Source organism: Roseovarius salinarum, from assembly GCF_002834145.1.
Classification (GTDB): Bacteria; Pseudomonadota; Alphaproteobacteria; order Rhodobacterales; family Rhodobacteraceae; genus Roseovarius; species Roseovarius salinarum.
Map to the genome: position 1 here is coordinate 127,719 of NZ_PHNT01000008.1, position 21,837 is coordinate 149,555.

The 21,837-nt window shown below is 70.7% G+C and carries 20 protein-coding genes, 1 pseudogene and 1 riboswitch; of the genes and pseudogenes, 9 read left to right on the forward strand and 12 right to left on the reverse strand.

Translation table 11 applies throughout. From position 1 onward, the window contains the following. Nucleotides 1-2: 2 nt before the first annotated feature. From CEF10_RS09550 to ftsW, 4 genes are read right to left on the reverse strand one after another with little or no spacing between them, the layout of a single operon-like run. Entirely contained in the window at nucleotides 3-1,193 is a 1,191-nt protein-coding gene (locus tag CEF10_RS09550; protein ID WP_101067948.1) for an APC family permease, read from the reverse strand. 58 nt (nucleotides 1,194-1,251) lie between these two features. Further along, nucleotides 1,252-2,655 carry a UDP-N-acetylmuramate--L-alanine ligase gene (gene murC / locus CEF10_RS09555; protein ID WP_101067949.1) on the reverse strand — a complete coding sequence of 468 codons (1,404 nt, stop codon included), beginning with the start codon at nucleotides 2,653-2,655 and terminating at the stop codon, nucleotides 1,252-1,254. Then, entirely contained in the window at nucleotides 2,652-3,758 is a 1,107-nt protein-coding gene (murG, locus tag CEF10_RS09560; protein ID WP_101067950.1) for an undecaprenyldiphospho-muramoylpentapeptide beta-N-acetylglucosaminyltransferase, read from the reverse strand. Before murG ends, murC begins: the two co-directional genes overlap by 4 nt. Further along, nucleotides 3,755-4,921: a putative lipid II flippase FtsW gene (ftsW, locus tag CEF10_RS09565; RefSeq protein WP_101067951.1), complete on the reverse strand. Its 1,167-nt coding sequence runs from the start codon at nucleotides 4,919-4,921 to the stop codon at nucleotides 3,755-3,757. Before ftsW ends, murG begins: the two co-directional genes overlap by 4 nt. Nucleotides 4,922-5,053: 132 nt before the next feature. Between ftsW and CEF10_RS09570 the strand changes: the two genes are divergently transcribed. Next, the gene (locus CEF10_RS09570; RefSeq protein ID WP_101067952.1) at nucleotides 5,054-6,241 is read left to right on the forward strand and encodes a BaiN/RdsA family NAD(P)/FAD-dependent oxidoreductase; all 1,188 of its coding nucleotides are present in this window, start codon (nucleotides 5,054-5,056) and stop codon (nucleotides 6,239-6,241) included. Between the two features lie 108 nt (nucleotides 6,242-6,349). Here CEF10_RS09570 and dusA read toward each other — a convergent pair whose 3' ends face one another. The 3 genes from dusA to CEF10_RS09585 form a co-directional block, all read right to left on the reverse strand. Further along, on the reverse strand, nucleotides 6,350-7,375 hold the full coding sequence (gene dusA, locus CEF10_RS09575) for a tRNA dihydrouridine(20/20a) synthase DusA (protein ID WP_101067975.1): 1,026 nt from the start codon (nucleotides 7,373-7,375) through the stop codon (nucleotides 6,350-6,352). A 129-nt stretch (nucleotides 7,376-7,504) separates the two neighbouring features. Continuing rightward, on the reverse strand, nucleotides 7,505-7,792 hold the full coding sequence (locus CEF10_RS09580; RefSeq protein ID WP_101067953.1) for a sll1863 family stress response protein: 288 nt from the start codon (nucleotides 7,790-7,792) through the stop codon (nucleotides 7,505-7,507). 40 nt (nucleotides 7,793-7,832) lie between these two features. After that, complete coding sequence (locus tag CEF10_RS09585) at nucleotides 7,833-8,276, reverse strand: phasin family protein (RefSeq protein WP_101067954.1); 444 nt, start codon at nucleotides 8,274-8,276, stop codon at nucleotides 7,833-7,835. Between the two features lie 163 nt (nucleotides 8,277-8,439). Between CEF10_RS09585 and CEF10_RS09590 the strand changes: the two genes are divergently transcribed. The 4 genes from CEF10_RS09590 to thiD all read left to right on the forward strand — a co-directional run bounded on the left by CEF10_RS09590 (nucleotide 8,440) and on the right by thiD (nucleotide 12,102). Continuing rightward, nucleotides 8,440-9,729, forward strand: coding sequence for a YihY family inner membrane protein (locus tag CEF10_RS09590; protein WP_157932996.1), 1,290 nt, complete (start codon nucleotides 8,440-8,442; stop codon nucleotides 9,727-9,729). A gap of 29 nt (nucleotides 9,730-9,758) precedes the next feature. Then, nucleotides 9,759-9,853: riboswitch (TPP riboswitch) on the forward strand. Between the two features lie 46 nt (nucleotides 9,854-9,899). Further along, complete coding sequence (gene thiM / locus CEF10_RS09595) at nucleotides 9,900-10,691, forward strand: hydroxyethylthiazole kinase (RefSeq protein WP_101067956.1); 792 nt, start codon at nucleotides 9,900-9,902, stop codon at nucleotides 10,689-10,691. Further along, nucleotides 10,688-11,302 (forward strand): thiamine phosphate synthase, encoded by a 615-nt coding sequence (thiE, locus tag CEF10_RS09600; protein ID WP_101067957.1) that lies wholly within the window; start codon nucleotides 10,688-10,690, stop codon nucleotides 11,300-11,302. The genes thiM and thiE overlap by 4 nt, the downstream gene beginning before the upstream one ends. Further along, nucleotides 11,299-12,102 carry a bifunctional hydroxymethylpyrimidine kinase/phosphomethylpyrimidine kinase gene (gene thiD / locus CEF10_RS09605; RefSeq protein ID WP_101067976.1) on the forward strand — a complete coding sequence of 268 codons (804 nt, stop codon included), beginning with the start codon at nucleotides 11,299-11,301 and terminating at the stop codon, nucleotides 12,100-12,102. Before thiE ends, thiD begins: the two co-directional genes overlap by 4 nt. Nucleotides 12,103-12,113: 11 nt before the next feature. On the opposite strand, the gene CEF10_RS09610 is transcribed toward thiD, so the two are convergent. The 4 genes from CEF10_RS09610 to CEF10_RS09625 form a co-directional block, all read right to left on the reverse strand. Beyond that, on the reverse strand, nucleotides 12,114-12,623 hold the full coding sequence (locus CEF10_RS09610; protein WP_101067958.1) for a hypothetical protein: 510 nt from the start codon (nucleotides 12,621-12,623) through the stop codon (nucleotides 12,114-12,116). Between the two features lie 45 nt (nucleotides 12,624-12,668). Next, a complete protein-coding gene (locus CEF10_RS09615) occupies nucleotides 12,669-13,538 on the reverse strand; it encodes a sulfotransferase domain-containing protein (RefSeq protein ID WP_101067959.1) in 870 nt (289 codons plus the stop codon). Then, the gene (locus CEF10_RS09620; protein ID WP_101067960.1) at nucleotides 13,538-14,365 is read right to left on the reverse strand and encodes a sulfotransferase domain-containing protein; all 828 of its coding nucleotides are present in this window, start codon (nucleotides 14,363-14,365) and stop codon (nucleotides 13,538-13,540) included. The genes CEF10_RS09615 and CEF10_RS09620 overlap by 1 nt, the downstream gene beginning before the upstream one ends. A 145-nt stretch (nucleotides 14,366-14,510) precedes the next feature. Continuing rightward, nucleotides 14,511-15,620 carry a porin gene (locus tag CEF10_RS09625; protein ID WP_232796460.1) on the reverse strand — a complete coding sequence of 370 codons (1,110 nt, stop codon included), beginning with the start codon at nucleotides 15,618-15,620 and terminating at the stop codon, nucleotides 14,511-14,513. Between the two features lie 413 nt (nucleotides 15,621-16,033). Here CEF10_RS09625 and fabI point away from each other — a divergent pair, with 413 nt between their 5' ends. From fabI to CEF10_RS09645, 4 genes are read left to right on the forward strand one after another with little or no spacing between them, the layout of a single operon-like run. Continuing rightward, nucleotides 16,034-16,798 carry an enoyl-ACP reductase FabI gene (fabI, locus tag CEF10_RS09630; protein ID WP_101067961.1) on the forward strand — a complete coding sequence of 255 codons (765 nt, stop codon included), beginning with the start codon at nucleotides 16,034-16,036 and terminating at the stop codon, nucleotides 16,796-16,798. A gap of 5 nt (nucleotides 16,799-16,803) precedes the next feature. Beyond that, entirely contained in the window at nucleotides 16,804-19,089 is a 2,286-nt protein-coding gene (locus CEF10_RS09635) for a DUF3141 domain-containing protein (RefSeq protein WP_232796461.1), read from the forward strand. Further along, entirely contained in the window at nucleotides 19,086-20,468 is a 1,383-nt protein-coding gene (locus tag CEF10_RS09640) for a bifunctional enoyl-CoA hydratase/phosphate acetyltransferase (protein WP_101067963.1), read from the forward strand. The genes CEF10_RS09635 and CEF10_RS09640 overlap by 4 nt, the downstream gene beginning before the upstream one ends. After that, nucleotides 20,465-21,628, forward strand: coding sequence for an acetate/propionate family kinase (locus CEF10_RS09645; protein WP_101067964.1), 1,164 nt, complete (start codon nucleotides 20,465-20,467; stop codon nucleotides 21,626-21,628). The genes CEF10_RS09640 and CEF10_RS09645 overlap by 4 nt, the downstream gene beginning before the upstream one ends. Nucleotides 21,629-21,706: 78 nt before the next feature. Here the strand turns inward: CEF10_RS09645 and CEF10_RS09650 are convergent. Beyond that, nucleotides 21,707-21,837, reverse strand: a pseudogene (locus CEF10_RS09650) (UTP--glucose-1-phosphate uridylyltransferase); the annotation flags it as partial.

A 21,837-nucleotide genomic window follows, 5' to 3' on the forward strand; every position in this document is an offset into this window, starting at 1 on the left:
ATTCACGCGCTCACCGTGGCGCTGACAGCGAGCGCGGCGAGCGCGGCCAGCAGCCCCAGCACCGGCACGGCCATCGGCACGGTGAAGGGCGCCCGCGCCGGGCCGCGCCGCTTGGCCGCGACAAGCGCGGCGTTGACCAGCACGAAGGCGACCAGGAGGATGGTCGAGGTGACCTCGGCCAGCGCGGCCACCTGCAGGCCCAGCGCGCCGGCGATCACCACCGCGCCCACCAGCGCGGTGGCCCGCACCGGCGTGCCCAGCCGCGGGTGCGCGTGGTGGAACACGGCGAAGGCCCGGCTGCGCCGGCCCAGCCCGAACAGCACGCGCGAGACCATGACGATCTGCGCCAGCACCCCGTTGAGCGCGGCCGCCACCGCGATCAGCGACAGGAAATGCCCGCTGCCGCCCGGTCCGGCCTGCCAGACCAGCGCGAGCGGCTGTTCGCTGGGCCCCAGCCGATCGAGCGGCACCGCGCGCACCGCGGCGAAGGAGACCAGCGCGTAGAGCACGCTGGTGATCGCCAGCGACAGCAGGATCGCCCGCGGCAGGGTGCGTTCGGGGTGTGGCACCTCCTCGGCCATGTTGACGATATCCTCGAAGCCGATGAAGGCGAAGAAGGCCAGCACGGCCGCCGAGGCCACGCCGGCCCAGGCGATTCCCGCCGGCGCGGTGAAGTCGACCGCCGCGGGCGCGGTGAACCCGGCGTAGACCACCAGGATCAGCCCCAGCACCTCAAGCGCGGTGAAGACGGCGGCGACCGCCAGGCTTTCCAGCACGCCGGCGATGGCGACACCGACGATCACCAGCCCGATCACCGCGGCGGTGGCATGGTACGGCAGATCGACCACCGAGACCAGATAGCCCGTGCCGCCGCGCAGGACGGCGGCCGCCGAGACCGTCCCGGCGGCGACGATGCCCAGCCCCACCACGATGCCCATCACCGGAAGGTTCAGGCCCTTGGCGACGTAGATCGCCTCGCCCGCGGCCTCGGGCAGGCGGGTGGAGAACTCGGCGTAACTCAGCGCCGTGGGCGCCGCGATCAGCCCGGCAAGAAGGAAGGAGACCGGCGCCCAGACGCCCGCGTCGGCCGCCACGGCGCCCACCAGCACGTAGATTCCCGCCCCCACCATGACGCCGACGCCGTAGGCCGTGAGAAGACCCAGGCCGATCCGGCGCTTGAGAGCCTCAGCCATGGCCCTTGCTCGCTTGCGGCGGGGGCGCGGGTGGTATGACGGGGGCGGTCGGCACGGCTCAGGCCCGCTTGCGCAGCCGCGCGGGCAGGTTGCCCGCCCAGGTGCTGATCGTGCCCGCGCCCAGGCACACGACCATGTCGCCGGGGCCCGCGACCTCGCGCACCAGCCTTTCGAGGTCGGCCTCGCTGCCGATGGCGCGCGCATCGCGGTGGCCGTGGCGCACCAGTCCCGCGACAAGGTCGTCGCGGCTCGCCCCCGGGATCGGGTCCTCGCCGGCGGCGTAGACCTCGGCGATGGCAACGACATCGGCCTCGTTGAAGCAGGCGCAGAAATCGTCGAACAGCGACGACAGTCGGGTGTAACGGTGCGGCTGGTGCACGGCGATCACGCGCCCGGTGGTGGCCTGCCGCGCGGCGCGCAGCACCGCGGCGATCTCGACGGGATGGTGGCCGTAGTCGTCGATGATCGTGACGCCGTCGACCTCGCCCACGCGGGTGAAGCGGCGGTTGACGCCCCCGAAATTTGCCAGCGCCTCGCGGATCTCGGCGCGCGTCATGCCGAGGTGCCGGGCCACGGCCACCGCCGCCAGCGCGTTGGAGACGTTGTGATCGCCCGGCATGGGCAGGGTGCAGCCCTCGATCCGCGTGCCCTCGGGCTGGAACACGATGTCGAAATGCGCGATGCCGGCATCGTAGCTCAGGTTCACCGCCCGCACGTCGGCCTGCGCGTTGAAGCCGTAGGTCACGACCCGCCGGTCGGTGATCCGGCCCACCAGCGTCTGCACCTCGGGGTGATCGGTGCAGCACACGGCCAGCCCGTAGAAGGGAATGTTGCTGACGAAGTCGTAGAACCCCTTGCGCAGCGAGTCGAAATCGCCCCAGTGCTCCATGTGCTCGGGGTCGATGTTGGTGACGATCGCGACCGTCGCGGGCAGGCGGTTGAAGGTGCCGTCGCTTTCGTCGGCCTCCACGACCATCCATTCGCCCTGCCCGACCCGCGCATTGGAGCCGTAGGCGTGGATGATCCCGCCGTTGATGACCGTCGGATCGAAGCTGCCGTGATCCAGCAGGGCGGCGACCATCGTGGTGGTCGTTGTCTTGCCGTGGGTGCCGGCCACGGCGACGTTGGATTTCAGCCGCATCAGCTCGGCCAGCATCTCGGCGCGGCGCACGACCGGCAGGCCGCGGCGGCGGGCCTCGTCCAGTTCCGGGTTGCCCGGCTTGATCGCCGAGGAAATGACGACCACCTCGGCGTCGCGCAGGTTCTCGGCGCGCTGGCCCTCGAAGATGGTCGCGCCGTTCGCCTCGAGCCGGTCGGTCAGCCTGGATCGCTTGAGGTCGGAGCCCTGCACCACGTAGCCGTGATTGAGCAGCACCTCGGCGATGCCCGACATTCCGATACCGCCGATGCCGACGAAATGGATCGGGCCGACGTCGCCCGGGAGCTTGGTTGCCGCGTTCATGCGCGCGTGTCTCCTTTCGCGAGGGCCGCGACGATGTCGGCCAGTTCCTGCGGCGCGTCGGGCTTGGCACACGACAGCGCCGCCTGCGACATCTGCAGGGCACCGTCGGGATTCGTCAGGACGGTCACCATCTGCGCGGTCAGCGTCTCGGGATCAAGCTTCTTCTGCGGGATCACGATGGCCCCACCCGCCTCGCCAAGCCCGCGTGCGTTGGCCGCCTGGTGATCGGCGGTGGCATGGGGATAGGGGATCAGGATCGCGGGCCGGCCGATCGCGGCGATGTCGGCCACCGAGGACGCGCCGGCGCGGCTGATGACAAGCTGCGCCTCGCTCATCCGGCGGGGGACGTCGCGGAAGAAGGGCTCGACCTCCGCCGCGATGCCGGCCTCGGCATAGGCGCGCGCCACGCGCTCTGCGTCCTCCTCGCGTGCCTGGTGGCTGACGCGCAGGTTGCCGCGGATCTCGTCGGGCAGCGCGGCGACCGCCGCCGGCACCACGTCCGAAAGCACGCGCGCGCCCTGGCTGCCGCCGATCACCAGCACCGCCATCGGGTAGTCACCGGGCGGGATGAAGGCGGCGCCGGCCCGCTCCAGCACCGCCGCGCGCACCGGGTTGCCCGTGTGCACCGCGTCCACACCCCTGGGCAGCACGGTGGGCCAGGTGCCGCAGGCCACGGCGTCCACGCGGCGGGCGAAAAGCCGGTTCACGCGGCCCAGCACGCCGTTCTGCTCGTGGATCATGCGCGGCACGCGCAGCAGCCACGCCGCCGACAGCGCGGGGATCGTCGGGTATCCGCCGAAACCGGCCACCGCCGCCGGCCGGTCGCGCAGCATGCGCCGCACCGCTCCGGCGATCCCGGCGGCCACGCGGAACGGCACGGCAAGCCGCGCCAGCACCCCGCCGCGGGTGAAGGTCGCGCTGGAGACCTGCTCGATCTCGACCGAATGGGGGAAGCCGCCGGTATAGCGTGCGCCGCGCGCATCCGTGGACAGCCGCACGCGCCAGCCGCGGTTCAGCATCACCTCGGCCAGCGCCTGCGCGGGGAACATGTGCCCGCCGGTGCCACCCGCGGCGATCACGAGAAGGGGCGCATCCCGGCTCATCGTCCACGTCCCCGCAGCAGGTCACCGATGCCACCCTGCGGCCGCGTGCGGGTGAAGGCCAGCAGCATGCCCATCGCGATGCCGCCGGCGATCAGCGACGAACCTCCGTAACTGATGAAGGGCAGGGTCATCCCCTTGGCCGGCAGCAGGCGCACGGCCACGCCCATGTTGATGATCGCCTGCACGCCGAACATCGCCGCCAGCCCGGTGCCGGCCAGCCGGATGAAAGTGTCGCGTTCGCGCATCAGCTTGAGCAGCGCACGCAGGACGACGCCGGCATAGAGCGCGATGATCGCCAGCACCAGGACGAGGCCGTATTCCTCGGCCGCCACGGCGATGATGAAATCGGTATGCGCGTCCGGCAGGGACCACTTCACCTCGCCCTCGCCGACGCCCACGCCGAAGAAGCCGCCCTCGCGGATCGCGTTCGTGGCGAAGCCGAGCTGCGTGTTGGGGTCCACCTCCGGCGCAAGGAACCCGTCGATGCGGCGGGCGAAGTGCTCGGAATTGGAATAGGCCACCGTGCCCGCCGCGATCATGGCGCCCGCGACCCCCAGCAGCAGCAGGATCGGCGCGCCGGCCACGAAATACATCACGCCCCAGCCGAACAGCACCAGCGCCGCCTGCCCGAAGTCGGGCTGCACCGCAAGGATGCCCACCAGCACGATGGCCAGAACGAAGGACAGCGCCGTGCCCGGCGGCCCGTTGACCTCGCGGCTGGCGGCCATCAGCCAGGCCGCGACCACGACGAAGCCGGGCTTGAGGAACTCCGACGGCTGGAAGGTGCCGAACCCCAGCGCGTACCAGCGCACCGCGCCCTTGCCCAGGTCGGTGCCGAACACCGGCAGCAGCACGAGCGCGGCGAAGGCGCCCAGGAAGCCCAGCACGGCCAGCCGCCGCACCAGGCGCGGGCTCATCATCGAGGTCAGCCACATCGCCGACAGCGCCACCGCGCCGTAAAGCGCCTGCCGCTCGACGTAGAAGAAGGGCGCGCGCCCCGTTTTCTCGGCCAGCGGCGGCGAGGCGGCCAGCCCCAGCAGGATCCCGATACCGAAGAGAATGAGGATGCAGGACATCGACCACCTGTCGATGGTCCGCCACCATTTGGGGAGAATCGGTTCGCCGTCCCGCACCGGGACAGCGCCATGGACCATTTCCGTCATGCGTTCCGCCGAACTCTGCCTCGTTCCACCCCGTGTTCCCCGGGGTCTTTGCAAAAGTTTATCGCGAAAACGCATCCGTGACCAGTGCAAACCCCTTGCCATCGGCGGGCGTCCGCGGCACCTGCGCGGGACATGGGCGAGACGCGCGAAACACTGATCCTCGGCGCCGGGGCGGCCGGCATGTTCTGCGCCGCGAACGCCGGGCCGGGCACGCTGGTGATCGACCACGCGCGCGCCCCGGGCGAGAAGATCCGGATCTCGGGCGGCGGGCGGTGCAACTTCACCAACCTGCATGCCGGGCCCGAAAGCTTCCTGTCCGGCAATCCGCATTTCTGCAAGTCGGCGCTGGCGCGCTACACGCAGTGGGACTTCGTCGACATGGTCGACCGCCACCGGATCGCCTGGCACGAGAATACGCTGGGCCAGCTGTTCTGCGACGGGTCATCGCGCGAGATCATCGCGATGCTGCAGGGCGAGATGGACCGCGCGGGCGCCGAGTTGTGGCTGTCCACGACGCTGGCGGACCTGGGCCACGACGGCACGCGGTTCACCGCCACGCTGGACCGCGCGGGCACGCGTCACACCGTGACCGCGCGCAACCTGGTGGTCGCCACCGGCGGCAAGTCGATCCCGAAGATGGGCGCGACCGGGCTGGCCCATGACATCGCGCGGCGCTTCGGGCTGTCGGTCACGGACACGCGCGCGGCCCTGGTGCCCTTCACGTTCTCGGACAAGCGGTTCGCGCCGCTGGCCGGCGTGTCGGTACCGGTGCGCGCGCAGGCCGGCGCGGGCAGCTTCGACGAGGCGATGCTGTTCACCCACCGCGGGCTGTCGGGGCCGGCGATGCTGCAGGTGTCGTCCTACTGGCGCGAGGGCGACGCGATCGCCGTCAACCTCGACCCGGCGGGCAGTCTGCTTGACGACCTGCGCGGCCAGCGCGCCCGTGCCGGGCGCGTGAAGCTGGCGACCGCGCTGGCGCGGCACCTGCCCGCCCGGCTGGTCGAGTTCCTTGGCCCCGAGCTGCGCCTGGCCGGCAACCTCGCCGACCAGGGCGACGCCGCGCTGACCCGCCTGTGCGAGCAGCTGTCGAACTGGCGGCTGACGCCCGCGGGCACCGAGGGCTACCGCACGGCCGAGGTCACGCTTGGCGGCGTCGACACCGCCGGGCTGTCATCCAAGACGATGCAGGCGCGCGCGGTACCTGGCCTCCACTTCATCGGCGAAGGCGTGGACGTGACCGGCTGGCTGGGCGGCTACAACTTCCAGTGGGCGTGGTCCAGCGGCTGGGCGGCCGGGCAGGCCATCGCGGCGCGGCACTAAAGGCCGCGGCGCAGCCGGCCGGGCGTGATCCGGCGGAGCGCCTTGCGGCGCGCAGGTCGTCTCGGCGCCGCGCCTGCGGCCGGCGCCTCGGGCGCGACGGCACGCACGTCAGGCCGCGCCCTGCACCTCGCCCAGTTGCGCCAGCGCGGCCTCGACCAGCTCGGGCCCGGCGCCGGGCCGGTGCGCGCCATCCGACAGAACCCGCCGCCAGGCGCGCGCACCGGGCCGTCCGGCGAACAGCCCCAGCATGTGGCGTGTCACCTGCTGCAGCTTGCCGCCCCGGGCCAGATGCGCCTCGATATGGGGCAACATGGCGCGGGCGGCGGCCTCCGGCGTCGCATCGGGGCCGCGCACGCCGAAAATCCGCCTGTCGGCGGCGGCGAGGATCTCGGCGGGCCGGTGATAGGCCGCCCGGCCCACCATCACGCCATCAAGCCCCGCGTCGAGGTACGACCGCACCGCGTCGAGGCTGGCGATGCCACCGTTGACCGACAGGTGCAGATCCGGAAACCGCGCCTTCATCCGCGTCACGAGGTCGTGGTCCAGCGGCGGCACGTCACGGTTCTGCCTGGGGCTGAGCCCCTGCAGCCACGCCTTGCGGGCGTGGACGATGACGCGGCGCACGCCCGCCGCGCGCACCCGATCAAGGAAATCGGGCAGAACGGTTTCGGGGTCCTGCGCGTCCACGCCGATGCGGCACTTGACCGTCACCTCGCGCGGTTGCGCCGCGATCATGGCCGCGCAGCAGTCTGCCACGAGACCGGGGGTTTCCATCAGCACGGCGCCGAAGGTGCCCGACTGCACCCGGTCGGACGGGCAGCCCACGTTGAGGTTGATCTCGTCGTAGCCCGCCTCGGCGCCCAGCCGCGCGGCCTGCGCCAGCTCGGCCGGGTCCGAGCCGCCCAGCTGCAGCGCGACCGGATGCTCGTCCTCCGCGTGGTCCAGAAGGTGCAGCGCGCCGCCGCGCACCAGCGCGGGGGCGGTCACCATTTCGGTGTAAAGCAGGGCGTGGCGCGACAGCCGCCGGTGCAGGGCCCGGCAGTGCCGGTCCGTCCAGTCCATCATGGGGGCCACGGACAGCCGCGCCGCGGTGTGCAGCCCGGAGGTGTCGGCGGTTTCGCGGATCCTGGCCATGTCGCGCATCTTGCCGTCCGATTGCGCCGCGCGGGCGTCGACTGGGCGGGATGTCATCCCGCGGGACGCGATACCTAGCACGGCCGCCGCGCCGGGCCAAGCCCGGTCGGACACAGGCGATGCGCCGCCTCAGTCGAAGCGGCTCAGCGCCTTCTTCATCGAGTTGGCGATCTCGTTCCAGGCCGCCTCGTAGCCGGACTTGATGTCCTGCCACGCGGCCTCGTTCGTCGCCCGGATCTCGTTGAGCTTGATCTCGGCCTCGCGCTGGTATTCGCGCAGGTCCTCGATCTGGTCGAGGTATTTCTGCTGCGCCTCGCCGTGGGCTTCCTTGGCCTTGGCCTCGAGTTGCGCGATCTCGGCACGCCAAGCGTCCAGCTGGGCGTTCAGCCGTTCCTGAAAATCGTCCTTGTCGTCCAAAAGGATCCTCCTTTGCCGGGCGCGGCCCGTGTTTGCCGGCTCAGACCGGCGTTGACGATTTCGACTTCGCTGCCGCACCGGCCTGCTTGGCCGCGGTCCCGACGGCCGCTTCGCTGGCTTCCATCTCGCCGCTGACGAAATGGCCGGCACAGCGCGCCATGCAATCGAACCATTCGCGCGCGTCGGCGGTCATGCGCTCCATCGAATGCTGCTGCCAGTCGCGCATGGCCTGCATGGCCTCCGCCGGGTCGGAGGTGCCGCTGGCCGACGCCTTGCGCGCCGCATCGAGCGCGGTGCGGGCGGCTTCGTGGCGGCGTTCGAACCAGTGGCGGGTGAAGGTCTCGGTCTCGTCGAGCATCTTTTCCTGCGCGGCCCAGAACTGCTCGACCTGCGGACCGAAGACCGGGTTGAGCGAAAGCGCCTCCTGCGCCGGCCGAAGGATCTCGGAGATGCTCTTGTCGGACTTCGTCTGCTTGCGTGCCATGTGGTGCACTCCTTGTCAGATGCGTGCGTGACTGCGGCGTGCCAGCAATATGACGGCAAGTATCGGGGCACGCCTTAATCCATGTCAATCGCGCCCTGCAGCGCCCCGGCCGCGTCGGCGGCGGGGTGCGGACTTCGCGGGCAGGCTCTGCTATGAGGGACCCATGACGTTGCGCCGAATGCCCACCGACACGCTGCGCCAGGCTGCACTGCGCGCGCGGGCCGCCGACCTGGCCGGATTCGTGCGGTACGCCGTGCGCCGGTTCCACACCGACGGAATGACGCAGGCCGCGGGCGCGCTGACGTATTCGACACTGCTGGCGCTGGTGCCGCTTCTGGTCATCGCCTTCGCCATCCTGTCGGGCTTTTCCGCCTTCCGCGCCGCACGGGCGCGGATGGAGGAGATGTTCTTCGACATGCTGGTGCCGGAGGCGGGTGCGCAGGTGGCCGACTACCTTTCGGATTTCACGGCCAACGCCAACGACCTCACGGCGGTCGGCATCGTGGCGCTGGCCGTGACCGCGCTGCTGCTCCTGTCGACGATCGAGACCACGCTCAACCGTATCTGGCGGGTCGAACGGCCGCGGCCGATCATGATCCGGCTGCTGAACTTCTGGGCGATCCTCACGCTGGGGCCGCTGCTTCTGGCAACCAGTTTCAGCTTCTCGGGCGACCTGCTGGACTCCGCACGGGACTGGGTGGGCGCCGGCGAGGCGGGCAGAGACCTTCGCGCCGACTGGCCGGTGCTGGATACGCTCGTGGCCATCGCCGGCCAGTCGGCGACCTTCACGCTGTTGTTCAAGCTGGTGCCGGCGCGGTCCGTGCGGCTGAGTCACGCCGCGCTGGGCGGCGTGGTGAGCGGCGTGGGCGTTCAGATCCTGCGCTGGGGCTTCAACGTCTATCTGACCAGCAGCACGACCTACGAGACGATCTACGGCGCGGTCGCCGTCATCCCGGTCTTCCTGCTGTGGATCTACCTGTCATGGACGGTCATCATCTTCGGCGCGGTCTTCGCCGCGGCCTTTCCCGACTGGTGGAAGACCCGCGGGGCACAGCCCGATGCCGCGCTTAGCCCGGCGGGCCGACTGGAGGTGGCCGTCGCGCTGCTGGGCGCACTTCACCGCTGCGGCGGGGTCGCCACGCAAGCGCGCCTGGAGGAACTGGTGCCGCTGGACGCGCGCAACGACATCCTCGAGGCACTGCAGACCAACGGCTATGCCGTCACGACCGAAGAAGGCGCGATCGGTCTGACGCGCGATCTGCACGCCACGCCCGTCGTGACGCTCGCGCGCGACCTCGGGCTGGCGCTGGGTGCGGCCGAGGGGGGCGACGCGGCACCGCCGCACAAGGCCGCCGGCGCCCTGCCCGGCCTGCTGCGCGACCTGCACGCCGCCGAGGACCGTGTGCTTGCCACGCCGCTGGCCGATGTCCTGGCCGGCAGGACGCCGGATTGACAACCGCGTTCGGCGCGTGTTTGGGTTGCGCCTTGCGACAGGGGCGCCCGCGGTCGGCGGGCTGAGATGAACCCTTGCACCTGAACCGGATCATGCCGGCGGAGGAAGTCGCGGGACCGAATGGCCAAGTCCGGCCCGTTTCCCGCCTTTCCGGCCGGCGGGGAGCGACCATGCTGAACCCAGGGCATTATCTCGACACCATGCGCCGCGACGGGCCGCTGGTGCACAATATCACCAACTACGTCGCCATGAACGTCATGGCCAACGTCTTGCTGGCCGCGGGCGCCGCCCCCGCGATGGTGCACGCCCGCGAGGAGGCCGCCGAATTCGCCGGCCTCGCCCGGGCGCTGACCGTCAACATCGGCACCGCCGATCCCGAATGGGGCCACGCGATGGCCGAAAGCGCCGCGGTGATGAATGACGCGGGCAAGCCCTGGGTGCTCGACCCGGTGGGCGTGGGCGCCACGGCCTTCCGCCGGGACCTGTCCGCCCGACTGGTCGAGATGGGGCCGACGGTCGTGCGCGGCAATGCCTCGGAAATCATGACGCTGGCCGGCGAGGCCGGGCGCGGGCGCGGCGTGGACGCGGGCGACGACGTGTCGGACGCGCAGGCCGCGGCACAGGCGCTGGCCACCCGGACCGGCGGGGTGGTGGCCGTCACCGGCACCGAGGATTACGTCACCGACGGCACGCGGGCATTGCGGATCACCGGCGGGCACCCCTTGATGGGGCGCGTGACGGTCATGGGCTGTTCGCTGACCGGCGTCATCGCCGCCTTCTGTGCCGGCGGGGAATCCCCTTTCGAGTCCACGGCGGCCGCGCTGGCCTACTACGGGCTGGCCGGCCAACGCGCTGCCGCCAAGGCCCAGGGTCCCGGCACCTTCCAGGTGCATTTCCTCGACGAGCTCCACGCGGTCACGGCAGGCGACGTGGATGCCGCCGCGCCGGTGCACACGGCATGATCGGCCCGGTCTACTTCGTGACCGACCCGCAGGCCCCCCGCCCGGTGACCGAACAGGCGATGGCCGCCGCCCGGGGCGGCGCGCGCGTGGTGCAACTGCGTGACAAGCACGCCGACGATGCCACGCTGACGCGTACCGCGCAGGCGTTGAAGGCGGCGCTCGCGCCGCTGGGCGTGGCGCTGGTGGTCAACGACAGGATCCGCGTCGCACGCGCCGCCGCCGCGGACGGGCTGCACATCGGCCAGAGCGACGGCGACCCGGCCGCGGCACGCGCGGCCATCGGCCCCGACACCATGCTGGGACTGTCGATCGAAACGGCCGGTCAACTGGACGCGGTGCCGCCGGGCACGGTCGATTACCTGGGCGTCGGGCCGGTGCGGGCGACCGCGACCAAGCCCGACCACGCCACGCCGCTGGGCTTCGACGGGCTGGCGGACATCGTCGCGCGCGCGCCCTGCCCCTGCGTGGCCATTGGCGGCCTCGGTCCGGGCGACGCGGCGGCGGTGCGGGGTGCGGGGGCCGCAGGACTCGCGGTGGTCTCGGCCATCGCGCGCGCCGCGGATCCGGAGGCCGCCGCACGCGCCCTGGACATGGAATGGAGGCAGGCATGATCCCCAACATCCTGGCCATCGCGGGCTCCGATCCCTCCGGCGGCGCGGGCATACAGGCCGACATCAAGGCGATCTCGGCGCAGGGCGGTTATGCCATGGCCGCGATCACCGCGCTGACGGCGCAGAACACGCGCGGCGTGGCCGGCGTGCGGCTGACCGACCCGGAGATGGTGACGGCGCAGATCGCGGCGATCCGCGACGACATCCGCGTCGACGCGGTCAAGATCGGCATGCTGGGCGACGCGGGCATCGTCACGGCGGTGGCCGCCGCGCTCGACGGGCTGGACGCACCCGTGGTGCTGGACCCGGTGATGGTGGCCAAGGGCGGTGACCGGCTGCTGGCCGCCGAGGCCGTCGCGGCGCTGCGCGAGCGTCTGTTGCCGCGCGCCACGATCATAACGCCGAACCTGCCCGAGGCGGCCGACCTTCTGGGCCGCGAGGCCGCCGGCGACCCGGCCGGGATGGAGGCGCAGGCGCAGGCGCTGCGCGCGCTCGGCCCGCGCGCGGTGCTGCTGAAGGGTGGGCACCTGGGCGGCGAAACCAGCCCGGACCTCCTGGCCGATGAAAGCGGCGCGGTTCACCGCCTGACGGCGCCGCGCCACGCGACGGCGAACACCCACGGCACGGGCTGCACCCTGTCTTCGGCGCTGGCGGCCCGGCTGGGCCGCGGCGAGGCCGCACATGAGGCGGCGCGCAACGCCAAGGCCTACGTCGGCGCGGCCATCGCGCGGGCGGACGATCTGGACGTGGGCGGCGGCCACGGGCCCGTCCACCACTTTCATGCGCTCCGGGCCGGGTGACGCGGGCGGCCTCAGCCGCCGGCGGCCGGCCCGGTCGGGTTGAAATGGATTTCGACGACGCCGCCGGTGTCGTCGATGTCGCGGAACACCGTCTGGCGCGGGATGTCCACGCGGGCGGCCTGCATGGCGCCCTGCCCCGGCCACGGCCGGCCGGTAATCGCGCAGGACGCATCGCGCCCCGCGTAGTCCGCGGCGGGCGGCACCTCGCGCAGGAAACCGAGGTTGCTTAACAGCGTGCGGCCATCCAGCGAAACGCGCGCGGTCTGCAGCACGCGCGGGGCGCGGTCACGGGTCAGCGCCGACTGCGCCCCGGATTCGGCCCAAACGCCGCAGACGGCCGTTCCCCCGTCATCGGCCCGGCGGAACGACAGCGCGATCGTGATGCCGCCGCCCGAGGTATAACTGCCTCCGGCCAGCAGCGGGTCCGTCCCCAGCGGCGCGGAAAATCCGGACACCTGGCCGGTGGTGCAGGCGGCAAGCCCCGCGATCACGGCGGCGCAGGCGGCGATTTGGCGTTTCATGCGTTGGCCCTCCGGGTTGATGCAACCGGACCGGCGCCGCGGCGCTCAGCCGGCCCTGGCGAATTCTTCCGTCTCGTCAAGCAGTTCGGGATACCACGTCTCGAGCGTGGGCAGGAACGCTTCGCGGATCCGGCCCACTTGCGCGGGCGTCAGATCGTGGCGCCACACCCCCGCCTGTCCCTTGGCAAAGAAGCTTTGCATGTGGTCGGGGCGTTCGACGAAGCCCAGCGTCTCTTCCTGTTTCTTCATCGCCTCGAAGGTCGTCGCCTTGATCGCCGCGGCAAGCTTCGGCGGATCGACCGGCACGCGCAGGAAATTGCCCAGGAGGCTGCGCATGACCTTGGCCGGCTTGGCCAGCATGTCCTCGTAGCGGATGACGTGGTGCGGCAGGCCGGGGGCGTGGGTCCAGCTGTAGATGTGGTCATCCCACCGGCCCAACGCATCGTAGATGCCGGTTTCGGTGCCCATCACTGCCTCGGAATCGCACATTCGCTCGATGGCGGAGTCGATGTCGGTGGACTGGTGCCGCGCGAAGGACGGCGCGAGGTCGAAGGGGTTGCGCAGGATATAGATCGCGGCGGCCGTGTACCGCGGCGGTATCAGGTCGACGCCCTCGAGCTGTTTCGTCTGACAGTGGGTCTTGACGAAGTGATGGCCGGGCTTCGAGGCCGCGATAAGCTCGATCACCCTCGTCCGGATGTTCAGCCAGGCCTCGAAGCTGCCGTCGTCGTAACGTCTGCCGGCGGCCTTGTCGTAGAAATCCTGCCGCGTGTCGCCCGTGGTGAACTGGCGCAGGTGATTGATATCGGGCGCCTGGCCCTTGGGCATGAAGTAATGCGCAAGCAGGCTGCGCATCCAGGTGTTGCCGGACTTGGGATAGGAGGCCAGCCAGATGATGCGCTTGAGATCCGACATCACAGGTACCCGTATTGCTTCATGACGCGCTCGTGGTCCCGCATGACCTTGTCGGCCAGATCCTGGGGCAGTTTCTCGCGCCACTGGCCGCTCTTGCCGGAGGCGAAGAAGCGGTCGGCCTGCCGTGACTTCTCGACGAAACCGGATTTCTTTTCCTGTTCCGACAGTTCCTCGAAGCTGGAAAAGCGGATCGCGCGCTTCAGGCGTTCCTGCTGGACGGGAACGCCCAGGTGTTCGACGACCTTGGCGAAATGCGTCTCCGGGTCTTCCAGAAGGTCCTCGTAGCGGACGACCATCTGCGGGTACGACGCAGGCCGCGTCCAGCTGTCGACGTGTTCCGACCACGTGCCGAGGAAGGTGATCACGGCCTCGCCCACGCCCTGCGTGGCGTTGTCGTTCCGCCCGATCGCTTCCACCGTCTGTTCCAGCGTCAGGCCGTGGTGGCGGGCATATGACAGCACCATGTCGAGCGGGTTGCGCAGGATGTAGATCGCGGACCGGGTATACTTCTTGGGCACAAGGTCCACCCCGAAGGCAGTGTCGCGGATATTGTGCGTCTTGACAAGGTTCACGTCGGCGTTGTTGCCAACGATGCCGCGCAGCACGCGGTCCCGCAGGGGCAGGACGGTGTTCGGGTCGTTGTAATCGATCTCGCGGCCCGCGACCTGGCGATAGGTCTTGGCGATGGAATCGCCGATGCCGAAGCGGTGCACCTGGTTGATGGGCACCGGCTTGTCCGGGTTCATCAGGTAGTTGGCAAGAAAGATCCGCACCCAAGTGTTGCCCGACTTCGGGTAGGAGGCGAGCCAGACGATGCTTTTCTTCATGGTGGCGACTTCCGGGCCGGATTTGCTGTTGCGAGGGTCTGCATAGGGCAACCGCCGCCGTTGTTCAACATGGCCCGCGCGCCCGAACGAAACGGGGGGAGGTGCGCACACCTCCCCCCGCCGGTAGGGTCCGGTTGACCTGGGCTTAGAAGCTCAGGTTGACCGCGGTACCGAAGACGGTGCCGTCGGTGTCGGCGTTGAAGACACCCGGCAGACCGTTGTCGGCTTCGACGCGGGTCAGGTACAGGTCCCAGGACACGCCCGGGCCAAGCGCCTTGCTGCCGGAAATCTCGTAGACGTTGTATTCCGGATCGAAACCGCCGAGACCGGTGATTTCACCCATGTAGCCTTCCGCGCCGACGGTCCAGCCGTTGCCGACGTCATAGGACGCACCAAGGCTGATACCTTCGGAGTCGCCGAGACCCGCGATGATACCGGTGTCGTTCTCGGCGTAGGCACCGCCGACGACGAAGCCGCTGAAGCCGAACTGCGCGCCGATGGCCCAGGTCTCGGGGTCGCCGATGGCCGGGATGGTCGGTGCGACTTCACCGGTGCCGTAGCGTGCGCTCAGCGTGACGTCGGTCGAACCGAACGACTGGCTGTAGTTCACGCCGATGTCGAAGATGTCGTTCAGCGAGAACGGCACGTTCTTGTTGCCCATCAGGATGGCGTTGTCCTGACCCGGGTCGCGGGCGTAGGACACACCGATCTGCAGGCCGTTGAAGCGCGGGCTGTAGTAGGTCAGGCGGTCGGCGTCGTTGTTGCCGGCCACTTCGGTGTAGCTCGACAGTGCCGCCGTGCGGAAGCCGCCCGGGTAGACCAGGAAGCGCGGCGTGAAGACGCTGATCGACGGCGAGTTGATCGACATCGAGTCGACGGTCGGCGCGGCGACCATCGAGCCGTAGCCGGCCGAGTTTTCCGAACCGATCAGGATGCGGCCCAGCGTGTCGCCCGAGATCGACATGTAGGATTCGTCGATCTGGTCGCCCGAGGTGTTGCCTTCCAGCTGGACGTTGGCACCGAAGGTGATGCCGTTGTCGAGCGTGATGCGCGGCGAGAAGATGATCTCGGTGTTCGAGAACACGTCGGCGCCGTCGAAGTCACCACCGACCAGGGCCGAGCCGCTGTTGCTGGCATAGGCGAAGTGCTGGTTCATGAACCCGCCGAGGCCCGGATCCCATTCTTGGGCCGACGCGGGTGCTGCCATGGCGCAACCGAGGGCGATCGCGCTGGTGCAGAGAAGTTGCTTTTTCAAGGTGTCCCTCCTTAGTAGCAGGAATGTTTCTCATGTTCCGCCGCGCCGGAAGCCAGGGCGGCTTGGAACGGCAAGAACCAGATGCGCCAATCGACCCTTTGGTGTCAACGCGCCCGCCCCGGCGGCCCCGGTTGTTGGCCAAGCTGTGACGTATAAATCACACACCCGCCTGCCCGCCACGTGCCACCGGCGGCCGGCAGGCGGAGCGCATCGGATTTCGCCATCAAATCAAGGCCCGTACCGGGTGCCGGCCTATCCTTCCGCACAGGTCGGGGGCGGCGACATGCCGGGTGAGTCGCCCGCCCCGCGCCCTGCCCGCCGCGGCCTCCGCGGTCATGCTGCAGCGCAACAAAACTGACACGTGGCATCGGTAGGCTGGCGTCGCGCAAAGGGCGACCGAAAGGACACCACCGATGTATTCCCTTGCCGGCAAACGCGCGCTCGTGACGGGCATCGCCAACGACCAGTCGATCGCATGGGGCTGCGCCCGCGCGTTCCGCGCCATGGGCGCCGAGCTTGCCGTCACCTACCTCAACGAAAGGGCCGAGCCGCACGTGCGCCCGCTGGCCGAGTCGCTGGAGGCGCGCATCGTCGCGCCGCTCGACGTCACCCGCGCCGGGCAGGCCGAGGCGCTGTTCGCAACCATCGCGGATGACTGGGGCGGGCTGGACATCCTGCTGCATTCCATCGCCTTTTGCCCGAAGGACGACCTGCACGCGCGCGTGCTGGACTGCTCGGCCCACGGGTTCGCCACCGCGATGGACGTCTCGGTGCACTCTTTCCTTCGGCTGATGCGGCTGGCCGAGCCGCTGATGGGCCCCGGCGCGACCTGCATGACCGTCAGCTTCGAGGGGGCCGACCGTGTCGTCGAGCATTACAACGTCATGGGGCCGGTGAAGGCCGCGCTGGAAAGCGTCACGCGCTATGCCGCCGCCGAGCTGGGCGAAAGGGGCATCTCGGTGCACGCGCTGTCGCCCGGCCCGCTGTCCACCCGCGCGGCCAGCGGGATCGACCATTTCGACGACCTTCTGGCCGAGGCCGCCCGCCGCGCGCCCACCCACCGGCTTGCCACGATCGATGATGTCGGCGCCTACGCCGCCTTCCTGGCCAGCGACGCGGCCCGGAACGTGACCGGCGTCGTCCACCCGATCGACGGCGGCCACAGCATCATGGGATGACCAGGATGGAGCAGCTGCCCCACCCGCGCCGTCTTGCGCAGGACACGCTCGTGCAGACCGACCTGCTGGCGACAGCCGCCGAGCGCCATCTTGCCCGCGCGCTGGATGCCGCGCAGGATCACGCCGGGCAGGCGCAGGCCGCCGTGCACGAGGTCTCCGCGGCCGCCGCGCGGGCCGGGACCGCGCCCGCGCTCATGGCCGCGTGGTCGGACTACCTGCGCGACGCCGCGCAGCGTGGCGCGATCGCCGCCGACATCCTGCGCCGCCGCGCCGAGATCGCGCGCGACCACGAGGCCGCCGGAAGCCCGCCGGTGCTGATCTACGACTACGAGGTCGTGATCGAGGGCCGCGACCTGCCCCGGCCCTGCAACTACCGCCTGCTGCGCATCCTGCCGACAAGGGACCAGCCGGCGCTGGAATGGAAACGCCCCTATGTCATCATCGACCCGCGCGCGGGCCACGGGGCGGGAATCGGCGGCTTCAAGACCGACAGCCAGGTTGGCGTGGCGCTGGCCGACGGCCACCCGGTCTATTTCGTGGCCTTCCATCCCATGCCCGAACCCGGCCAGACGCTGGCCGACGTCACCCATGCCGAGGCGGCCTTCCTGCGCGAGATCGCCCGGCGCCACCCCGACAGCCCGCAGGCGGTCGTCGTGGGCAACTGCCAGGGTGGCTGGGCGACGGCGATCCTTGCGGCCACTCACCCCGACCTGACCGGGCCGGTGGTGCTCAACGGCGCGCCGATGTCCTACTGGGGCGGCCGGCTGGGCCGCGACCCCATGCGCTATTCCGGCGGGCTGGCGGGGGGCGTCCTGCCCGCGCTGATCTCGGCAGACCTGTCCGGCGGGCTGTTCGACGGCGCGCACCTCGTGGCCAATTTCGAGGCGCTCAACCCGGGGCGCACATGGTTCCGCAAGTACGCCGACCTGCTGCACGACCCGGAGCGCGCCGAGGCGGCGTTCCTGGAGTTCGAACGCTGGTGGGGCGGGTTCCACCTGATGACCCGCGCCGAAATCCGCTGGATCGTGGAAAACCTGTTCGTCGGCAACCGGCTGGGGCGAAACGAGGCGTTCCTGGAGCCGGGCCGGCCGATCGACCTGCGGGCGATCCGCGCGCCGGTGATCGTCTTCGCCAGCGAGGGCGACGAGATCACGCCGCCCGCGCAGGCGCTGGGCTGGATCGCCGACAGCTACACCGACGAACGCGAGATCGAGATCCGGGGCCAGCGCATCCTCTACATGGTCCACGAGAAAGTGGGCCATCTCGGCATCTTCGTGTCCTCGTCGGTGGCGCGGCGCGAGCACAGCCAGATGGCCTCGACCCTCAAGACGATCCAGGCCCTGGCGCCGGGGCTCTACGAGATGCAGATCGAGGACCACGCCGGCGCGGGTCGCGAGATGACCTTTACCGTCAGCTTCGCGCGACGCCGGATGCGCGATCTCAAGGCGGTGATCGGTGCGCGCCGCGACGAGACCGCCTTCGCGGGTGTCGCGCGCGCCTCCGAGGCCACCGCGGAAGCCTACGAAACGGGCCCCGGCCCGATGCTGCGCAGCCTCGTTCCGCCGCAGGCGGGCGATGCCCTGCGCGCGCTCCACCCGTTGCGCGGCCCCCGTGCCGCCACCTCGGCCGTGCCGTGGGCCGCGGGGCTGGGCACGCTGGCCGAACTTGCGCGCGCCCACCGTGCGCCGGCGGCACCCGGCAATCCCTTCGTCCGGGCGGAACGGCATTGGGCCGACATCATCGAGGCCGGCTGGGACGCGCTGCGCGACATGCGCACCGCGGCAACCGAGATCGCCTTCCTCGGACTCTGGGCCAACCCGCTTGCGGTCTGGTACGGCGCGCCGCATGCCCGTGCCCGCGCCCGTCTGGCGCCCGATGACCTGGGCACCCTGCCCGAGGTGCAGCGCGCGCTGGCGCGCACCACGCTTGGCGGCGAGGCCGAGGCGATCGTGCGCATGCTGATCCTGCTGGCGGATTCGCGCAGCGACGTGCGCCGGGATCGGCTGGAACGCTCCAACGAGGTGCTGGTCACGCATGTGCCCTTCCGCGACATGGACATCGAGGCGCGTGCCGCGATGATCCACGAACAGGGGCTCATCGCGCATTTCGACCCCCAGGGCGCGCTTGACAGCCTGCCCCGCCTCATCCGTACTGACGCCGGCCGCCGCCACGCGGTCGAAACGGTGGAATACGTGCTCGGCGACAGGGACGACATGCAGCAGGCAACGCGCGACCTTCTGGACAGGATGCATCGGCTCCTTCGGGTGGACACGGTGGAGGCCGCGCCATGACCGTCTTCGCCAGCACGCCCTTCGATGCGCTGGAGATCGGCATGGAGGCCGAGGGCCGCCGCCTCTGCGTGGCCGACGACCTTTACGTTTTCGCCCATGCAAGCGGTAATCTTAACCCGATGCACCTGCCGCGCGAGAACGGCGACGGTGACGGCAAGCCCGAGGCGGTCGCGCCGTCGATGTGGCTTGCCGCGCTGATCTCCTCGGTGCTGGGCAATCGCCTGCCCGGCCCCGGCACGCTATACGAAAGCCAGTCGCTGCGCTTCCTTGGCCGCGCACACGCCGGCGACGAACTGGTGGCCGGCGTGCGGGTGAAGGCCAAGGGCGAAAACCGCCGCGTGACCTTCGAAACCTGGGTGGCCCGCGCCGACGGCACGCGCATCGCCGAGGGCGAGGCCGAGGTCACCGCCCCCGCCGGCGAACAGAGTTTCGACGCCAGCGACGTGCCCGGGCTGACGGTGCAGCGGCACATGCATTTCGATCGGCTGCTCGACCTGGCCGAGCCGCTGCCCGCGATTCCGACGGTGGTCGTCGCCCCCGAGGATCCCTCGGCGCTGGGCGGGGCGCTGCTGGCGGCCGAGCACACGCTGATCACCCCGATCCTGGTGGGCAGCGCCGAGAAGATCCATGCCGCGGCCGCCGAGATCGGCGCGGATCTCTCCGGGCACGAGGTGATAGACCTGCCCGATCACGCCGCCGCCGCCGCGCGCGCCGTGGCGCTTGTCCACGAGGGCCGCGCGCGCGCCATCATGAAAGGCCACCTGCACACCGACGACCTGCTGCATCCGGTCGTGCGCAAGGAGGGCGGGCTGCGCACCGGGCGCCGGCTGTCCCATGTCTTCGTGATGGACGTGCCGGGGCTGGATCACCTGCTGATGGTCACCGACGCGGCGATCAACATCGCGCCCGACCTCAAGACCAAGATCGACATCGTTCAGAACGCCATCGACCTGGGCCACAGTGTCGGGCTCGAGGAGCCCAAGGTCGGCATCCTGTCGGCGGTCGAGACCGTGAACCCGGCGATCCCGTCGACCCTGGATGCCGCGGCGCTGTCGAAGATGGCCGACCGCGGCCAGATCACCGGCGGGCTGGTGGACGGCCCGCTGGCGATGGACAACGCCGTTGACATCCACGCGGCGGCCACCAAGGGGCTCAAGGGGCTGGTGGCGGGGCACGCGGAAATCCTCGTGGCGCCCAACCTCGAGGCCGGCAACATGCTGGCCAAGGAACTGACATTCATCGCGCACGCCGAGGCTGCCGGCGTCGTGCTGGGCGCGCAGGTGCCGATCATCCTGACCAGCCGGGCGGACGACGACAAGGCGCGGCTGGCCTCCTGCGCGGTGGCGGCGCTGCACGCCGAGGGGGCACGCGGGGCATGAGCGCGATCCTGACACTCAACGCGGGCTCCTCCTCTCTCAAGTTCGCGGTCTACCGCGCGGCCGCGGAACCCGCGCTGCTTGTATCCGGGCAGGTCGACCGCCTGGGCGGCGAGGCCGAGCTAAGGCTGAAGGACGCCCACGGTGCGGACGCGGGCGGCGACAACCTCGGGCCAGCCGACCATGCCGCGGCGCTCGACGCGATCCTGGCCGCCGCCGCGCCCCACCTGGAGGGGCGCGAGGTCACCGGCGTGGGCCACCGCATCGTGCACGGCGGCACCGATTTCGACGCGCCGGCCGAGCTGACGCCGCAGGTCGTGGACCGGCTCGCGGCGCTCGAGCCGCTGGCCCCGCTGCACCAGCCGCACAACCTTGCCGGGGTGCGCGCGGCACAGGCCGCCTTTCCGCGGGCCACGCAGATCGGCTGCTTCGACACGGCGTTCCACCGCGGCCATCCGTGGGTGAACGACGCCTTCGCCCTGCCACGGCGGTTCCACGACGAGGGCGTGCGCCGCTACGGATTCCACGGGCTGAGCTACGACTACGTCACCGGGGAAGTCGCGCGGCGCCATCCTGCCCTTGCCGACGCCAGGCTGGTGATCGCGCACCTGGGCAACGGCGCTTCGATGTGTGCCGCGCGCGGACGCCGCAGCATCGGGTCGAGCATGGGGTTCTCGGCGCTCGACGGGCTGCCGATGGGCACCCGATGCGGCCAGATCGACCCGGGCGTGCTGCTTTACCTGATGGACCGCCACGGCATGGACGCCGACGCGCTGACAGAGCTGCTTTACCGTGAAAGCGGGCTCAAGGGGATGTCGGGAATCAGCGGCGACATGCGTACGCTGGAAGCCTCCGACGCCCCCGAGGCGCAGGCCGCGATCGATTACTACACCTTCCGCATCCGCCGCGAGATCGGCGCGATGACCGCCGTTCTGGGCGGGATCGACGCGCTGGTCTTCTGCGGCGGCGTGGGCGAGAACTCGGCCCGCGTGCGCGCCGGGGCGGTGGAGGGTCTGGCGTACCTCGGGTTGGCGGTGGACGCGGACGCCAACGCGCGCAATGCCGACGCGATCGGCGCCGGCGCGACGCCGGTTCTCGTGATCCCGACCGACGAGGAACGGGTGATCGCCCGCGCGGTCGCGGCGGCCGTGCCGGCAAGCTAGGCCGGCGCGCGGGCCTCGTCCCGGCAGATCAAGCCGAGCCCGCCCCCGGACGCGCCCCGCGGGGCGGCAGGGTGCCCCTCACTGCGCGGCGCGGTCGGCGTTGACGACCTCGGCGAGGTAGCGGGCGAGGTCGTCGCGCAGGTCGTCGCGGGCCAGCGCGAAGGCCACCGTCGCCTGCAGGAAGCCCGCCTTCGAGCCGCAGTCGAACC

Excerpts from the sequence above, each read along its gene's own strand:
- CEF10_RS09550 (WP_101067948.1), bottom strand. The coding sequence starts at position 1,193 with ATGGCTGAGGCTCTCAAGCGCCGGATCGGCCTGGGTCTTCTCACGGCC.
- murC (WP_101067949.1), bottom strand. The coding sequence starts at position 2,655 with ATGAACGCGGCAACCAAGCTCCCGGGCGACGTCGGCCCGATCCATTTC.
- murG (WP_101067950.1), bottom strand. The coding sequence starts at position 3,758 with ATGAGCCGGGATGCGCCCCTTCTCGTGATCGCCGCGGGTGGCACCGGC.
- ftsW (WP_101067951.1), bottom strand. The coding sequence starts at position 4,921 with ATGACGGAAATGGTCCATGGCGCTGTCCCGGTGCGGGACGGCGAACCG.
- CEF10_RS09570 (WP_101067952.1), top strand. The coding sequence starts at position 5,054 with ATGGGCGAGACGCGCGAAACACTGATCCTCGGCGCCGGGGCGGCCGGC.
- dusA (WP_101067975.1), bottom strand. The coding sequence starts at position 7,375 with ATGGCCAGGATCCGCGAAACCGCCGACACCTCCGGGCTGCACACCGCG.
- CEF10_RS09585 (WP_101067954.1), bottom strand. The coding sequence starts at position 8,276 with ATGGCACGCAAGCAGACGAAGTCCGACAAGAGCATCTCCGAGATCCTT.
- CEF10_RS09590 (WP_157932996.1), top strand. The coding sequence starts at position 8,440 with ATGACGTTGCGCCGAATGCCCACCGACACGCTGCGCCAGGCTGCACTG.
- thiM (WP_101067956.1), top strand. The coding sequence starts at position 9,900 with ATGCTGAACCCAGGGCATTATCTCGACACCATGCGCCGCGACGGGCCG.
- thiE (WP_101067957.1), top strand. The coding sequence starts at position 10,688 with ATGATCGGCCCGGTCTACTTCGTGACCGACCCGCAGGCCCCCCGCCCG.
- thiD (WP_101067976.1), top strand. The coding sequence starts at position 11,299 with ATGATCCCCAACATCCTGGCCATCGCGGGCTCCGATCCCTCCGGCGGC.
- CEF10_RS09610 (WP_101067958.1), bottom strand. The coding sequence starts at position 12,623 with ATGAAACGCCAAATCGCCGCCTGCGCCGCCGTGATCGCGGGGCTTGCC.
- CEF10_RS09615 (WP_101067959.1), bottom strand. The coding sequence starts at position 13,538 with ATGTCGGATCTCAAGCGCATCATCTGGCTGGCCTCCTATCCCAAGTCC.
- CEF10_RS09620 (WP_101067960.1), bottom strand. The coding sequence starts at position 14,365 with ATGAAGAAAAGCATCGTCTGGCTCGCCTCCTACCCGAAGTCGGGCAAC.
- fabI (WP_101067961.1), top strand. The coding sequence starts at position 16,034 with ATGTATTCCCTTGCCGGCAAACGCGCGCTCGTGACGGGCATCGCCAAC.
- CEF10_RS09635 (WP_232796461.1), top strand. The coding sequence starts at position 16,804 with ATGGAGCAGCTGCCCCACCCGCGCCGTCTTGCGCAGGACACGCTCGTG.
- CEF10_RS09640 (WP_101067963.1), top strand. The coding sequence starts at position 19,086 with ATGACCGTCTTCGCCAGCACGCCCTTCGATGCGCTGGAGATCGGCATG.
- CEF10_RS09645 (WP_101067964.1), top strand. The coding sequence starts at position 20,465 with ATGAGCGCGATCCTGACACTCAACGCGGGCTCCTCCTCTCTCAAGTTC.